This window comes from Roseibium sp. MMSF_3412 (assembly GCF_030733265.1).
GTDB lineage: Bacteria > Pseudomonadota > Alphaproteobacteria > Rhizobiales > Stappiaceae > Roseibium.
In genome coordinates this window covers 401,231-414,509 of record NZ_JASHJI010000003.1, presented here as the reverse complement: position 1 = coordinate 414,509, position 13,279 = coordinate 401,231, and the positions used below count along the sequence as shown (strand labels likewise).

16 protein-coding genes are annotated in these 13,279 nt (G+C 59.4%); 7 read left to right on the top strand and 9 right to left on the bottom strand.

Going from position 1 to position 13,279, the window contains the following annotated elements; genetic code table 11:
- Window positions 1-109: 109 nt before the first annotated feature.
- Both RBB49_RS08215 and RBB49_RS08210 read right to left on the bottom strand, forming a co-directional pair.
- Complete coding sequence (locus tag RBB49_RS08215) at window positions 110-616, bottom strand: Crp/Fnr family transcriptional regulator (RefSeq protein WP_306142237.1); 507 nt, start codon at window positions 614-616, stop codon at window positions 110-112.
- A 25-nt stretch (window positions 617-641) separates the two neighbouring features.
- Window positions 642-1,325 carry a response regulator transcription factor gene (locus RBB49_RS08210; protein ID WP_299477884.1) on the bottom strand — a complete coding sequence of 228 codons (684 nt, stop codon included), beginning with the start codon at window positions 1,323-1,325 and terminating at the stop codon, window positions 642-644.
- Window positions 1,326-1,517: 192 nt separating this feature from the next.
- Between RBB49_RS08210 and RBB49_RS08205 the strand changes: the two genes are divergently transcribed.
- The 5 genes from RBB49_RS08205 to ftsY all read left to right on the top strand — a co-directional run bounded on the left by RBB49_RS08205 (window position 1,518) and on the right by ftsY (window position 6,748).
- A complete protein-coding gene (locus RBB49_RS08205; protein WP_306142235.1) occupies window positions 1,518-2,057 on the top strand; it encodes a L,D-transpeptidase in 540 nt (179 codons plus the stop codon).
- 79 nt (window positions 2,058-2,136) lie between these two features.
- Entirely contained in the window at window positions 2,137-3,030 is an 894-nt protein-coding gene (locus RBB49_RS08200; protein WP_306142234.1) for a neutral zinc metallopeptidase, read from the top strand.
- Window positions 3,031-3,212: 182 nt separating this feature from the next.
- Window positions 3,213-4,091 (top strand): diaminopimelate epimerase, encoded by an 879-nt coding sequence (dapF, locus tag RBB49_RS08195; protein WP_306142233.1) that lies wholly within the window; start codon window positions 3,213-3,215, stop codon window positions 4,089-4,091.
- Entirely contained in the window at window positions 4,088-5,356 is a 1,269-nt protein-coding gene (gene mtaB / locus RBB49_RS08190) for a tRNA (N(6)-L-threonylcarbamoyladenosine(37)-C(2))-methylthiotransferase MtaB (RefSeq protein ID WP_306142232.1), read from the top strand. Before dapF ends, mtaB begins: the two co-directional genes overlap by 4 nt.
- A gap of 84 nt (window positions 5,357-5,440) precedes the next feature.
- Window positions 5,441-6,748: a signal recognition particle-docking protein FtsY gene (ftsY, locus tag RBB49_RS08185; RefSeq protein ID WP_306142231.1), complete on the top strand. Its 1,308-nt coding sequence runs from the start codon at window positions 5,441-5,443 to the stop codon at window positions 6,746-6,748.
- Between the two features lie 14 nt (window positions 6,749-6,762).
- Here the strand turns inward: ftsY and RBB49_RS08180 are convergent, their stop codons facing one another.
- A complete protein-coding gene (locus tag RBB49_RS08180) occupies window positions 6,763-7,386 on the bottom strand; it encodes an ABATE domain-containing protein (protein ID WP_306142229.1) in 624 nt (207 codons plus the stop codon).
- A gap of 136 nt (window positions 7,387-7,522) precedes the next feature.
- Here RBB49_RS08180 and RBB49_RS08175 point away from each other — a divergent pair, with 136 nt between their 5' ends.
- Window positions 7,523-8,140, top strand: a complete 618-nt coding sequence (locus tag RBB49_RS08175) for an FMN-dependent NADH-azoreductase (protein ID WP_306142228.1) — start codon at window positions 7,523-7,525, stop codon at window positions 8,138-8,140.
- Window positions 8,141-8,264: 124 nt separating this feature from the next.
- Here the strand turns inward: RBB49_RS08175 and RBB49_RS08170 are convergent, their stop codons facing one another.
- The 4 genes from RBB49_RS08170 to gloB form a co-directional block, all read right to left on the bottom strand.
- Window positions 8,265-8,771, bottom strand: coding sequence for a hypothetical protein (locus RBB49_RS08170; RefSeq protein ID WP_306142227.1), 507 nt, complete (start codon window positions 8,769-8,771; stop codon window positions 8,265-8,267).
- Window positions 8,768-9,196, bottom strand: coding sequence for a cupin domain-containing protein (locus RBB49_RS08165; protein WP_306142226.1), 429 nt, complete (start codon window positions 9,194-9,196; stop codon window positions 8,768-8,770). Before RBB49_RS08165 ends, RBB49_RS08170 begins: the two co-directional genes overlap by 4 nt.
- A 63-nt stretch (window positions 9,197-9,259) precedes the next feature.
- Window positions 9,260-9,475 carry a hypothetical protein gene (locus tag RBB49_RS08160; RefSeq protein ID WP_306142225.1) on the bottom strand — a complete coding sequence of 72 codons (216 nt, stop codon included), beginning with the start codon at window positions 9,473-9,475 and terminating at the stop codon, window positions 9,260-9,262.
- Window positions 9,476-9,598: 123 nt separating this feature from the next.
- Complete coding sequence (gene gloB, locus RBB49_RS08155) at window positions 9,599-10,381, bottom strand: hydroxyacylglutathione hydrolase (protein WP_306142224.1); 783 nt, start codon at window positions 10,379-10,381, stop codon at window positions 9,599-9,601.
- Window positions 10,382-10,546: 165 nt separating this feature from the next.
- Between gloB and RBB49_RS08150 the strand changes: the two genes are divergently transcribed.
- Window positions 10,547-11,347, top strand: coding sequence for a class I SAM-dependent methyltransferase (locus tag RBB49_RS08150; RefSeq protein WP_306142223.1), 801 nt, complete (start codon window positions 10,547-10,549; stop codon window positions 11,345-11,347).
- Between the two features lie 31 nt (window positions 11,348-11,378).
- Here RBB49_RS08150 and metW read toward each other — a convergent pair whose 3' ends face one another.
- Both metW and RBB49_RS08140 read right to left on the bottom strand, forming a co-directional pair.
- Window positions 11,379-12,011: a methionine biosynthesis protein MetW gene (metW, locus tag RBB49_RS08145; protein ID WP_306142222.1), complete on the bottom strand. Its 633-nt coding sequence runs from the start codon at window positions 12,009-12,011 to the stop codon at window positions 11,379-11,381.
- Between the two features lies 1 nt (window position 12,012).
- Entirely contained in the window at window positions 12,013-13,215 is a 1,203-nt protein-coding gene (locus RBB49_RS08140; protein WP_306142221.1) for a homoserine O-acetyltransferase, read from the bottom strand.
- Between the last annotated feature and the right edge of the window lie 64 nt (window positions 13,216-13,279).

Below are 13,279 nucleotides of genomic sequence, written 5' to 3'. Positions count from 1 at the left end.
TTGAACGGGAGGTGGGAACGAATTGTGGCAGCGAACCGGCGGGAACCTTAAACTTTGGCAACGTGGCGGGACGCCTGAACGCGCGAAGCCCGTTCAAAAGCCGGCAAGGTTACTCGCCCTTGGCATCATCCTGAAGACGCCGTTCGGCGTTAAGCTGTTCCAGCTCCGCCATCTTTTCACCGATCGGCCGCAAGGCCGCAATCGTGGTGCGGTATTTCAGCGAATGCTGTTCGAACAGCCGGCGGGCAAGCTCGGGGTATTCCTGGATCATGCGCTTGAAGAGCGCGCGGCGTATCCGGATGATGCTGACCTTGCCAACGGCGTCGGCACGGCAGGGCCGCCTGCTCTCGGTCAGGAGCGCTGTCTGACCAATAAGCGTGCCTGCGCCAACGCGGTCGACTTCCTCAAAACTGTCCTCGTTCTTCTTCAGAAGGACAACGGTTCCGTTCGTAATGACAAGACCGCCGTCAGCGCGCTCATTTTCTTCGAAGAGGCGCTGTCCGTCATGATAGTCCATGCTCTCGGCGCTGAAGGCGAGCAGCCGCAGCTGGTCGTCCTGGAAATCCGAGAGCATCGGTATTTGTCTGAGAATCGCAATGTCTTGGGCAAGGCTCATGCCCAAGATTTACGCTGAATAGCGGTCAGGGCACAAGCTTATATCCACCGGCTTCTGTCACCAGAAGTTCGGCATTGGACGGATCGCGCTCGATTTTCTGCCTGAGGCGGTAAATGTGCGTTTCCAGCGTGTGTGTCGTGACACCTGAATTGTAGCCCCACACTTCATGAAGGAGGACATCTCGTGTGACCGGTTTTTCTCCGGCGCGGTAGAGAAACTTCAATATGGAGGTTTCCTTTTCCGTCAGCCTGACCTTGCTGCCGGCGTCGTCCTGCATCACCTTGGCTGCGGGACGGAAGGAGTAACGGCCGATTGCGAAGGTTGCGTCCTCGCTCTGCTCGTGCTGACGCAGATGGGCGCGGACACGCGCCAGCAGAACCGCAAACTTGAATGGCTTGGTGACGTAGTCGTTCGCGCCGGCTTCCAGACCCAGAATGGTGTCGCTGTCACCGTCATGACCGGTCAGCATGATAATGGGCGCCTTGAATCCGTTCTTGCGCAGGAGCTTGACGGCTTCCCTTCCATCAATATCCGGAAGGCCGACATCCATGAGAAGAAGATCGACATGTTCGTCCTTGGCAAGACCGATGCCGGATGTCGCCGAATCCGCCTGGATGGTTTCGAACTCGTCGTAGAGGGAAAGCTGTTCGACGAGCGCTTCGCGCAGTTCGGTATCATCATCGACAATCAAGATCGTGCGGGCGGTCATGGGTGCGGTCCTCGCCAAGTGTCTTCAATTGATCACGCCAACTTGTGCATACGTCACATGCGTGTTCCTGCCTCTATGTGCGTGGGAAATACTCGCCGCACAAGCAGGCATTCGTCAATTCTTCTTCACGCGGGGTTTAGGTCTGGTTTATCAATGTCTTCAATCGGCAATGGCAGGGCGGGAACCCAAATCATGCTTAATTCGGGCAAACCGGCGGAAACACTGGACGTAAGACCCCTGCCGCGCGACCGGACCAAAGGAATTATCCGGCTTGGTTCGATCACGGTTCCGTGTGCTCTGGGGAGATCGGGCGTGATCGCCCGGAAGAAAGAAGGCGACGGGGCAACACCGTTGGGTTCGTTTGAGCTCCTTCATGTCTTTTACCGCCCGGACAAGGGGCGACCGCCAAGGACGGTCCTGCCGCTTGAACCGCTTACGCCGGATGCCGGCTGGTGCGATGACCCCGGGCATCGTCTGTACAATCGCCCGGTCAAATGCCCCTTCCCTGCAAGTCACGAAAAAATGTGGCGGGATGACCGGCTTTACGATGTCGTCGTGGTGCTTGACTGCAACATGTTTCCGGCCGTCAAGGGACGCGGCAGCGCCATCTTCTTTCACATTGCGCGCGAAACCTATGCGCCGACGGAAGGCTGTGTTGCTGTTTCGCCGAAGCATATGCGCCTGTTGCTGGAAAATGTGGCACCCGGCTCGCGGATGGAAATCAGGCCTTAGGTGCCGGCGCTTTTGACATACCGTTTAACCGTGCCGTCTGATATTGATGACGCAGGGGCAACGGAATGGAAACGGGGTCATGCGCTGGAAAGGCCGCCGCGGCAGCAGCAATATCGATGACAGGCGGGGCAGGAGCCACCGCCGGCGTCTTCGTGTCCCCGGCAGCCGGCGCGCGCGCACCGGCGGCGGAATCGGGCTGACCGGACTTGTCATCGTGGTCGGTGTCGCGTGGCTGATGGGTATCAATCCCCTGACCGTGCTCAGCCAGCTCGATGACGGCGGATCTTATGTGCCCGATATCCAGTCGCAAGCGCCGCAACCGGCGGCCAACGATGAGACGGCCGAGTTCGTTTCCGTCATTCTCGCCGACACGGAAGATACATGGAGCAGCATTTTTTCCGAACTTGGTGGCGACTATCCGGAGCCGACGCTGGTTCTGTTTACAGGGTCCGTTTCGTCCGCATGCGGCTATGCCAGTGCCGCGACAGGTCCGTTTTATTGCGGGGCGGACGACAAGCTTTACATCGATCTGTCCTTCTACCGGCAGCTTGCCGATCAGCTCAATGCGCCCGGCGACTTCGCACAGGCCTATGTTCTGGCGCACGAGGTCGGGCATCACATCCAGAACGTTCTCGGGATCTTGCCGGAGTTTCACAAGATCCGCCGCACCCTGAGCAAGACGGAAGCCAATGCCCTGTCGGTGCGGGTGGAATTGCAGGCGGACTGCTTTGCCGGTATCTGGGCTCATTATGCCGCCCGGCAGCAGGGGTTTGTCGAGGCCGGCGATATAGAAGAAGCGCTCAATGCGGCCAGCCGGATCGGCGACGACACGCTTCAGCTCGAGGCGCAAGGTTATGTCGTTCCGGAAAGTTTCAATCACGGCACCTCCGAACAAAGGGCCAGATGGTTCAGGAAAGGGTTTGATGCCGGGGCGATCGATGCCTGCGACACGTTCAAGGCAGCGCAACTTTAGCGTATGGCCACGACCCCGGGACTCCGGCGCAGGATGCATGGCAGGTCTGAAACGGTCACCCACTGGTAATTTCCCGCGTTTTCCGCCATATAAGGCGCCGGATCGCAAAAAGCCGATCGGTTTTTCAACAACGTGAATGAAGTGCACCCGGTATGGCGTCTGAAACCAGGCCCTTTTTGAAGATGAATGGACTAGGCAACGATTTCGTTGTCTGGGATGCGCGCGAGCAGCCGTTGCGGTTGTCCGGTGACGTCATTGCCAAGCTGGGCGACCGGGAACACGGCATCGGATTCGACCAGATGATCACCGTTGAGCGGTCACCGCTCGGGGTTGATGCCTTCATGCGCATTCACAACCAGAATGGCGGTGAAGTCTCGGCCTGCGGCAACGCGACCCGGTGCATCGGGCGCCTTTTGATGGAAGAGGTCGGCAAGGACCTCGTGACCATCGAGACGAGTGCCGGGCTTCTGCACGCCTTCGACAGCCCGGGACCGCGCAATGTGACGGTCGACATGGGCGCTCCCCGGCTCGGCTGGGAAGAGATCCCGCTGGCCGAAGAGTTTGCGGATACGCGTGCCATCGAGTTGCAGATCGGCCCGATCGACGACCCTGTCCTGCACACGCCGGCTGCCGTCAACATGGGCAATCCCCATGCGATTTTCTGGGTCGATGATGTCGAGGGATATGAGCTGGAGCGGTTTGGCCCCTTGCTCGAACATCATCCGATTTTCCCCGAAGGCGCCAACATATCGCTCGCGCATGTGTTCGGCGAGGACCAGATCCGGCTGAAGGTCTGGGAGCGCGGTGTCGGCCTGACGCTGGCCTGCGGCACGGCTGCCTGCGCGGTTGGCGTCGCGGCGGCGCGTGACAGCAAGACGGGCCGCAAAACGACCGTACACCTGCCGGGCGGTCCGATCGGTATCGAGTGGCGCGAAAGCGACAATCACGTGCTGATGACCGGATTGACGGAAGTCGAATTCGAAGGCGAAGTCGATCTGGACACGCTGCAGTGGCGCAAGACGGGATCCGGGGATGTTGTCGAGGCCGGAGAAGCCTCATGAGCGTTGACGTGGTGACATTCGGCTGCCGGCTCAATTCCTACGAGTCGGAAGTCATGAAGCGCGAAGCGGAAGCGGCCGGGCTCAAGGACGCGATCCTGATCAACACCTGCGCCGTGACCAATGAAGCCGTGCGCCAGGCGCGCCAGGCCGTTCGCAAGGCCAAACGCGACAATCCCGATGCGCGCGTGATCGTGACCGGTTGCGCCGCGCAAACGGAAACCGAAACCTTTTCCGCCATGGCAGAGGTCGACCTGGTGCTCGGGAACACGGAAAAGCTTGAGCGCAAATCCTACCAGGATGTGGTCGCCTTCGGCATTTCGGAAAGTGAAAAGGTTCGCGTCAACGACATCATGAGTGTCGAGGAAACGGCCGGCCACCTGATTGACGGGCTCACCGGACGCGCCCGCGCTTTCGTCCAGGTCCAGAACGGCTGCGATCACCGCTGCACTTTCTGCATCATTCCCTATGGCCGCGGAAATTCCCGTTCGGTGCCGATGGGCGTGGTCATCGATCAGATCAAACGGCTCGTGGGCAACGGCTACAATGAAATTGTCCTGACCGGCGTCGACATCACCTCTTACGGCGCGGACCTGCCGGGTACGCCGAAACTTGGAACGCTGACAGCCAAGATCCTGAAGATGGTGCCCGAGCTGAAGCGCCTGCGCCTGTCCTCCATCGATTCCATCGAGGCGGACGAAGACCTGATGGCCGTGATTGCCGAAGACGAACGGCTGATGCCGCATTTCCACCTGTCGCTACAGGCCGGCGACGACCTTATCCTGAAACGGATGAAGCGCAGACACCTTCGAGACGACACGATCCGGTTTTGCGAAGACGTCAGGCGGATGCGGCCCGACGTGGTTTTCGGCGCCGACATCATTGCCGGGTTCCCGACAGAGACGGAAGAAATGTTCCAGAACTCGCTGCGCATCGTCGATGAGTGCGGGCTCACCCATCTTCACGTGTTTCCGTTCTCGCCAAGGCCGGGCACACCGGCTGCGCGGATGCCGCAGCTGGATCGCAGCATTGTCAAGGAGCGCGGTGCGCGTCTGCGTGCCAAGGGCGAAGACGTTCTGGTGCGTCATCTTGCAAGCGAAGTCGGCAAGGTGCGTCCCGTGCTGATCGAAAAGGAAGGCCTTGGCCGCACAGAGCAGTTCACACAGGTGGAACTCGCAGGCGGGCAGGCCGGAGATATAGTTGAAACCCGAATTATCGGTCATACCGGACGGCATCTGCTCGGCGAAGCGCTTTCGAAGGCCGCGTGATCTGCAGAATGCGTCCGGGTTCACATCAGGACAGCTGTCAGTCCGGTCGCCAGCCAGCGCGACGGACGAGTTTAGGGCAAATTCATGAGCGAGAAAAAACGCGGATTTCTGGGCCGGCTCTTCGGCGGCAAGGATAAACCGGACGAGCAACCGGATATCGCCGCCGAGACACCCTCAGCTCCGGAAGAGTCCGACGAGCGGAAAGATGAAGACACCGCCGATGTGACGGCGTCCGTTGAAATGGATGTCGAACCGGTCGCGGCCATGGCCACGCCCTCCGAGCCGTTCGGTATCGGGGCCGAGCCGCAATTGATCACGGACATGCCGCCAACGCAGGTTTACGCCGGACCGGAAGAGATCCTTTCCACGGACCTTGGCGATGAGCCGGAAGATACGACTGAAACGCCAGATGTCACGGAACCGGAGCCGGTGCAAATGCCAGCGCCGGTGCCGGAACCAGCCCTGGAAGAGCCGAAGCAGTCCTGGTTTCAGCGGCTGAAAAAGGGGCTCTCCCGATCGTCTGCATCGCTGACTGAAGGCATCACGTCGATCTTCACCAAGCGCAAGCTGGATGCCTCCATGCTGGAGGAGCTGGAAGATATCCTGATCCAGGCGGATCTTGGCGTCGACACGGCGATGGCGATCACGGAGCGTTTGTCGGACGGACGTTACAACAAGGAAATTTCGCCGGAAGAGGTTCGGGAAATCCTTGCCGAAGAAGTCGAGAAAGTGCTGGAGCCGGTTGCGCGGCCGCTTGATCTCGATACCGGCAGGAAGCCGCACGTGGTTCTGATGGTCGGCGTCAATGGTACGGGCAAGACGACGACCATCGGCAAGCTCTCCCGCAAGCTGCGCGCCGAAGGCAAGACCGTCATGCTCGCCGCCGGGGATACGTTCCGGGCGGCGGCTGTCGAACAGCTCAAGATCTGGGGTGAACGGACCGGTGCAGAGGTGATCGCCCGGGATACGGGCGCGGATGCCGCCGGGCTTGCCTTTGACGCCATGAAGGAAGCGCAGGAAAAGCAGGTCGATGTTCTCCTGATCGACACGGCAGGAAGGCTTCAGAACAAGGCCGAGTTGATGGACGAGCTTGAAAAAGTCATCCGGGTCATCAAGAAGCACGATCCCGAAGCCCCGCACACCGTTCTTCTGACGCTCGACGCAACGACAGGCCAGAACGCGCTCAACCAGGTCGAGATCTTCGGCAAGGTCTCCGGTGTGACGGGGCTGGTCATGACCAAACTCGACGGCACGGCGCGCGGCGGCATCCTGGTGGCGATCGCCGCCAAGCATGGCCTGCCGGTGCATTTTATCGGTGTCGGCGAGGGTGTGGAGGATCTGGAACCGTTTTCGGCCAGGGACTTTGCCAGCGCGATTGCCGGGTTGGCCTGACGGTTCAGCCGGTCTCAGCCTTTCTTTTTTCGTTCCCTGAAGGCGGCCGTCTTGGCGCGATTGCCGCACAGCTTCATGTCGCACCAGCGGCGCTTCTTGTTTTTCGTGATGTCCGTGAACCAGAATGTGCAGTTGGGACCTGCGCAATTCCGGGTCAGCCGGCACTCCGTGTCCGCCAACAGCCTGGAAACCTGCTCTGCGATCGGTGCGAGAATGTCTTCTGCCGTTTCGATTTCATAACCGCCTGAAAGCCGAAGACCGTCACTCCCGGTGTCGCCCGGCAGCAGCCGCAAGCGATAAGTCCCTGCCGACATCAAGGTATTGACCATCTCGCGGTCTTCAGCAGTGAGCTGCCAGCCGGGGCCGCCGTCCTGCCTGATGACGAGCGCCCGGAACCACTCGCGAAGCTCCCGGGCCTGCCGGGCAGCGTCGTTCAGGTCTTGCGCAGACAGCTTGGTTGTGGCGGTCACTGCCTGGCTCTCGCTCAAAATACCTGCCGCGACCATCCAATCGATCAACGAGCGACCGTCGCCGATCCATTCGATATCGGTCCCATGCGGCGCACCAACCGTGTTCAGGAAATCGAGTGCCGGATGATCGGCAATCAGGATCGGCGGCGGGTTTGCAGGGTCAGTCAATCGATTTCCTTTTCGTGTTCACGGGGTTTTGAAACCGCCAAACGGCTATTTTGCAGGTTGCTCAACTTGTATGTAACCGTCAAATATGTATTTAGAAGGTTGCAAGTTGTTTTTCTTGAAAATCAGGAGTTTTTCAATGACCAGGATCCTGCACATCAACGCGTCGCCGCGTGGGCCGAATTCGCAATCGGCTCAACTGGCAAACGCCTATCTCGACACGCGGAGCCAACGGGAAGCCGCCCTTGAAGTCGACACCTTGTCTCTTTGGGAGGAAGAACTGCCCGAGTTCGACGGCGACAAGAATGCCGCGAAACTGTCCTTCTTCGGTGTCGGCGAGATGGATGCGGCCGGGAAAAGCGCCTGGGATCAGGTGGTGGATGTTACCCAGAGGTTCATTGCCGCCGACGAATACGTCTTCAACATTCCCATGTGGAACGGCGGGATTCCCTACAAGCTGAAACACTATATCGACGTGATCACGCAGCCGGGGCTTCTGTTCGGTTTCGAGCCGGAGCGCGGATATTTCGGTCTTCTGGAGAACAAGACCGCGCATGTGTTCTACAGTTCAGGCGTTTTCGCGCCCGGGGCCGACAAGAAATACGGTGAGGATTTTCACTCGGCCTACATGAACTGGTGGTTCGGACTTGTCGGGATTGAAAAGGTTCTCACGACACGGCATCAGCCGAGCATCCTGACAGCGACGCCCGCAGAAGACCTTGGTAAGGCGATCGAACGGGCAAGGGCGGCTGCCTGACAGGGTGTCTGATTCGAATGACGGCGGTGGCCGCAAAAGCCACCGTCGCGGACCCTGTTGACCGATTGCAAACACTGCCAACGATGGTGCGGGCTGCTCGGTATTCAAAATTGAATTGAACCGATCAATAAATCTTCCGGTCGAGCGGGTCGGGTAATTCTCCGTCCCGGGTAGAGCCTGCAAATCGGCCCGAAACCAACCAGTATACGCTTGCAGACAAAAGCCCGAAAATGCAACCGACAACGGGCAGTATAGAAAACAGAAAATCACTGGAGTTGTATGGCGTTTCAAAAACGTGGCGCGCTCTTTGGAACAACAAATAACTCATCAGAATCCCATTCGCGGCACCAAAGAAGAAGAAGAAACTAATATTTCGAATTTTATAGTATTCCGATGAAATGAAGCAAATTACAAAAACCGGAATTGAATAAAGGAATACCTGTGTGAATGCGTAAAAGTATAAATGAATAATGCCGTCAATTGAGCGAACGTTTAAAAAAGCAACGCAACCCGCCAGAATGAGGCTGCACGACATCAGCACGCTAAACAGATAGCCGGCGGTCACTCGCAAAAACGATGGCCATCTGGATGTTGTTTCAAGTGCAGAGCTAAGACGCAGCAACCAGTTCATTGAGCCGTCGGTTCCCAGCCGTCCGGTGCCATTTCGAAGCCTTCAAACTGAAAACCGGGTGCGACCGTGCAGCCGACGAGTGTCCAGGCACCGAGCGAGCGTGCCTGTTGCCAGCCATCGCGCGGCACGATGCCCTGCGGCCGCTCGCCGGCGGCAAGGTTGTTGCCCAGCCTGAGATCCTGTCTCTGCACTCCGTCGGTGCTGATGGAAAGTTCCAGCGGTGCGCCACCGTACCAGTGCCAGGTTTCGACAGCGTCAACCTTGTGCCAGCGCGATACAATGCCGTCGGGCAAGAGAAAATAGATGAGCGTCGAGGCAGCCCGGCCGTTTTCGTCCGTGACCTCGTCACGAAACGTTTCGACATAGTAGCCGCCCTCGGGATGGGGCTGCATTTTCAGGAGGCTGACGACCTCGTCAGCTGTCATGTCGGCTATGTCCTGCATGTTCAACGAGTGTAGCGTTCAGGATCGAAAACGGTCAAACGCGCTTCATGAAGGGTTTGTGTCCGTGCAATAGGCGAGATCGTCAATGGTTTCGCGCAAGGCGGCGACGACTTCCTCATAGAGTATCTGCATATCCAGCTTGTGGCCGCCGCCATGGTGCATGGGGATCGCCTCGGCCTGGCTCAGGATACGGTGCACGACGTCCTGGGCGCGCTGTTCGGCAGTGCGAGTGGTGGACGTTTCGACATTTGCTGGTGTCATGGTTTCTGCCCCGACATGATCACGATTGGGTGCATATGGGGACAGAAACCGGCGATTTAAGGCTTTTGTTGAAGAAATGAGCCTCGTATTTTTGCCGATTGAACGTTCGGCAAAGAAACGGCGTCAGGCGTTGTCTTTTCGTGTTCTGATTTCGGTAAAAACTTCCGCTGCGGATTTGCCACTCATGCCAAGTGCCTCGGCAACGGAGGCTTCCGCCGCCCGCAGAAACGGGTTCGTCGCCTTTTCGCGACCCATTGTTGTCGGCAGGGTCGGATCACCGCTCGCGCGGATTTGGGCGACTTCTTCGGCACGGGCCTGCAGGTCTTTGTTTCCGGGCTCGATGGTCAGCGCGAACTTTGCGTTGGCCTCGGTGTATTCGTGTCCGCAATAGATGCTGGTCTCGTCTGGAAGCTCGCGTATGAGTTTTTCGAGGGACGACCACATCATTTCCTTGTCGCCTTCGAAAACCCGGCCGCAGCCAAGCGAAAACAGCGTGTCCCCCGTGTGCGCCGCCTTTATATCCGGGATGTACCAGGAAATCTGATCGAGCGTGTGCCCCGGTGTTGCGATTGCCTTGATCTCGTAGGGGCCGCATCTGATGTGGTCCGCATCTTCGACGGTCCGGTCGAGCTGCGCAATCTTCTGCCGGGAGCGTGCCGGCCCGTAAACGGTTGCACCGGTCTTCTGCTTGAGCTCACCGAGGCCCTGAACGTGGTCCCAATGATGATGGGTGATCAGGATATGGGTCAGATCCCAGCCTTTTTCCGCCAGCGCTTTTTCGTATGTCATCGCCTCCGGAACATCGATGGCAATGGTCGTGCCGCTTTCGCTGTCATGAACCAGCACGCCGAAATTGTCGTCGAGGCAGGGAAACTGGTGAATCTCGGTTGTGTCGCTCAAGGTCATGTCGAAGGCTTCCGAAGTGATTGACTTGTTGTTTGCCACAGTGGCAAACAGGAAGCTGGAGGGCAAGACGGGAAGCGACCGCTTTCGGTCCGTGCCGGCACGTTAACCGCCTGAAACCGTTTCGGCCTCATTTTTGAGTCCGTACCCGAGCCAGTTCGAACCCCAATGTATCTCGACGTCGTTCACTTGCGCGCTTTCTACGATCTCCCGCTCGGGCGTCTGCTGCGCAGCCTGATCGGAGCGCCGATCCGGGACATGTGGCCGGAACTTGACGGTCAGCGGCTGCTGGGACTGGGCTATGCCGGTCCGTTCATGCGTCCGTATCTCGACTCAGCCGAACGCGCCATCGCGGCGATGCCGGCCCCGCAGGGCGCGGTGCCCTGGCCGCGCGAACGCGACAGCGCCTGTACGCTCGTCGAGGATGCCAGCCTGCCATTTCCGGATATTTCGTTCGACCGGATCATGCTGGTCCACGCCCTCGATCATTGCTCGGAGCCGGAGGCCGTTCTGAAGGAGGCGTGGCGTCTGCTCAGTCCCGGCGGCCGGCTGATTGCCGTCGTGCCGAACCGGCGCGGGCTTTGGGCGCAATCCGAATTGTCGCCCTTCGGATATGGCCGCCCGTATTCAAGCGGACAGCTGAAGGACCTGCTCAAGAGCTGCGAGTTCAATGTCGTCGACGACAAGGAAGCGCTGTTCATGCCGCCGTCAAAGGCGCGAACGATCCTGCGTGCCGCGCGCACCTGGGAAGGGATCGGCAGGCGGATCTGGCCTGTCTTTGGGGGCGTACTTGTCGTGGAGGCGGAGAAAGTCGTCTTCCAGAGCCTGCCGGCCGACGGCAAGAAAAGCCGCTTAAGGGTCTTGCGCCCGGTGTTCATTCCCGAAGGCGTGGCCACCGGTCTGAAGCCGGTCAGGGCGGTGCGCTCACAAAAGACAATTCTGTCGCGTGAAGCGCCGGAGGGGTCCTGATCCCGAACCATCAGTGCGGGAAAGCGGTGGATCACCTTTTCAGGAGGAAAACAGCCTGCTCGGCGACGATGTTCCAGACCCACCACGGGGCGTTGACCGGGATCTTGTTGCCATGCGCGCTCAGGGCGATCGCCTTTTCAACATCCGCGTCCAGCTCATGGCAGAGTTCGACGAAGTCGCGCAATGAGCAGAAGTGGATGTTCGGTGTATCGTACCATTCATAGGGCAGGTATTTCGTGACCGGCATACGGCCGCGGAACAACAGCTGCATGCGGTTGCGCCAATGGGCGAAATTCGGGATCGACACAATCACCTGCTTGCCGATGCGCAAAAGTTCGCGCATCACCTTTTTCGGCTCGCGCGTCGCCTGCAGCGTCTGACTGAGAATGACGACGTCAAAGGCATCGTCCGGGTAGTCCGCCAGATCCTTGTCGGCATCGCCCTGAATGACCGACAGGCCGCGTGCCACGCACCGGTTCACGCCGGCCTGGCTCAATTCGACACCGCGGCCGTCAACCTGGCGTTCGCGCACAAGATGGTCCAGCAGCGCGCCGTCTTCCGAACCGATATCAAGCACGCGCCCGCCGAGCGGAACCAGCGAAGCCACGACCTTGTGGTCTCCACGCACCTCGCCGGCGCGGGTCTGTTTCGGGGCAAGGTTCATGTCAGCCGGCCTCCCCCGGTGCCGGTATGCCGCGTGCATGGGCCGCACCGGTCATGAAACCCTGAATGGTCTCGAACATTTCCGGGACATCCAGCAGAAAGGAATCGTGTCCCCGGTCGCTTTCGATCTCCACAAAGGAAACGTTCGCGGCGGCGGCATTAAGCGCCTTGACCACACTGCGGCTCTCGGAGGTCGGGAACAGCCAGTCGGACGTGAACGACATGACGCAGAAACGGGTTTTCGTGCCGGCGAAGGCCGCAGGCAACGACCCGCCGAATTCGTGCGCCAGATCGAAATAGTCCATGGCCCGCGTCACATAGAGATAGGAATTGGCGTCGAAACGGTCGACGAAGGTCATGCCCTGGTGGCGCAGATAGCTTTCAATCTGGAAATCGGCGTCGAAGCCGAAGGTCAGCCTGTCGCGGTCCTGAAGGTTGCGGCCGAATTTCTGGTGCAGCGATTCGTCGGACATGTAGGTGACATGGGCCGCCATGCGGGCGACCGCGAGGCCCTTGGTCGGTCTCACGTCCTCATCGATATAGCCGCCGCCGCGCCAGTTCGGATCCGCCATGATCGCCTGGCGGCCGACTTCATGAAAGGCAATGTTCTGGGACGTGTGCCGGGCTGCGGCGGCAATCGGAACGGCCGCGAACACGCGTTCCGGATAGCTGGCCGCCCATTGCAGTACCTGCATCCCGCCCATGGACCCGCCGATGACGGTGAAAAGCGTGTCGATGCCGAGATGGTCGACAAGCCGGGCCTGCGCGCGCACCATGTCACGAATGGTGATGACCGGCAGATCGAGGCCATAGGGGGTGCCGGTTTCCGGGTTGATCGATGCCGGTCCCGTCGTGCCGAGGCAACCGCCGAGAACATTGGCGCAGACAACGAAATAGTGATTGGTGTCGATCGGTTTGCCCGGACCAACCATCAGATCCCACCAGCCGGGCTTTCCGGTCACCGGGTTGGTCGAGGCGACATACTGGTCACCGGTCAGGGCATGACAGACAAGAATGGCGTTCGACTTGTCGGAATTGAGCGCGCCATAAGTCTCATAGGCAATCTGCCAGGGTGCCAGCTGAACGCCCGAGTCCAGCTCCAGCGGCTGGTCCGCCGGAAAGCGGGCGAGCTTGCTCGACGGCGTCTCTGCCTGGTTCGCTTTCACGGGGTCAAGCGCTTCCGGATGTTTGCTCTCAGTTGGCATGACGGGTGGGGCGCTCTTCTCGCTTTAACCAGGAAACCTCGGGCAATGACGCTATGTGGGATTG

Coding starts and splice junctions, on each gene's coding strand:
- RBB49_RS08215 (WP_306142237.1), bottom strand. CDS start 616: ATGAGCCTTGCCCAAGACATTGCGATTCTCAGACAAATACCGATGCTC.
- RBB49_RS08210 (WP_299477884.1), bottom strand. CDS start 1,325: ATGACCGCCCGCACGATCTTGATTGTCGATGATGATACCGAACTGCGC.
- RBB49_RS08205 (WP_306142235.1), top strand. CDS start 1,518: ATGCTTAATTCGGGCAAACCGGCGGAAACACTGGACGTAAGACCCCTG.
- RBB49_RS08200 (WP_306142234.1), top strand. CDS start 2,137: ATGCGCTGGAAAGGCCGCCGCGGCAGCAGCAATATCGATGACAGGCGG.
- dapF (WP_306142233.1), top strand. CDS start 3,213: ATGAATGGACTAGGCAACGATTTCGTTGTCTGGGATGCGCGCGAGCAG.
- mtaB (WP_306142232.1), top strand. CDS start 4,088: ATGAGCGTTGACGTGGTGACATTCGGCTGCCGGCTCAATTCCTACGAG.
- ftsY (WP_306142231.1), top strand. CDS start 5,441: ATGAGCGAGAAAAAACGCGGATTTCTGGGCCGGCTCTTCGGCGGCAAG.
- RBB49_RS08175 (WP_306142228.1), top strand. CDS start 7,523: ATGACCAGGATCCTGCACATCAACGCGTCGCCGCGTGGGCCGAATTCG.
- RBB49_RS08170 (WP_306142227.1), bottom strand. CDS start 8,771: ATGAACTGGTTGCTGCGTCTTAGCTCTGCACTTGAAACAACATCCAGA.
- RBB49_RS08165 (WP_306142226.1), bottom strand. CDS start 9,196: ATGACAGCTGACGAGGTCGTCAGCCTCCTGAAAATGCAGCCCCATCCC.
- RBB49_RS08160 (WP_306142225.1), bottom strand. CDS start 9,475: ATGACACCAGCAAATGTCGAAACGTCCACCACTCGCACTGCCGAACAG.
- gloB (WP_306142224.1), bottom strand. CDS start 10,381: ATGACCTTGAGCGACACAACCGAGATTCACCAGTTTCCCTGCCTCGAC.
- RBB49_RS08150 (WP_306142223.1), top strand. CDS start 10,547: ATGTATCTCGACGTCGTTCACTTGCGCGCTTTCTACGATCTCCCGCTC.
- metW (WP_306142222.1), bottom strand. CDS start 12,011: ATGAACCTTGCCCCGAAACAGACCCGCGCCGGCGAGGTGCGTGGAGAC.
- RBB49_RS08140 (WP_306142221.1), bottom strand. CDS start 13,215: ATGCCAACTGAGAGCAAACATCCGGAAGCGCTTGACCCCGTGAAAGCG.